We start from the raw sequence: 255 nt of genomic DNA, 5'->3' as shown, positions 1-255 counted from the left end.
GCGCCAAAGACGCTTTTATCGTCGGTGCCGACATTACCGAGTTTCTGGAGCTGTTCGAGCTGCCGGAAGCCGAGCTCGGCGACTGGCTGGCCAAGGCCAACCGGATTTTCAACCGTATCGAAGACCTACCCTTCCCCACCGTCAGCGTGGTCAGGGGCTATGCCCTCGGCGGCGGTTGCGAGTGCATCCTGGCCACCGACTACCGTATCGGTGATACCAGCGCCCGCATCGGCCTGCCGGAAACCAAGCTCGGCA

The 255-nt window shown here is 62.7% G+C and carries 1 protein-coding gene; it reads left to right on the top strand.

Annotated elements, in window-relative coordinates; translation table 11 throughout:
• On the top strand, positions 1-255 hold a 255-nt coding region (locus C7H85_RS19390; RefSeq protein ID WP_210433713.1), incomplete at both ends, for an enoyl-CoA hydratase-related protein.

It is taken from the genome of Zobellella endophytica (assembly GCF_003012775.1).
GTDB classification, from domain to species: Bacteria; Pseudomonadota; Gammaproteobacteria; order Enterobacterales; family Aeromonadaceae; genus Oceanimonas; species Oceanimonas endophytica.
This window is presented reverse-complemented; position numbering and strand designations above follow the sequence as displayed.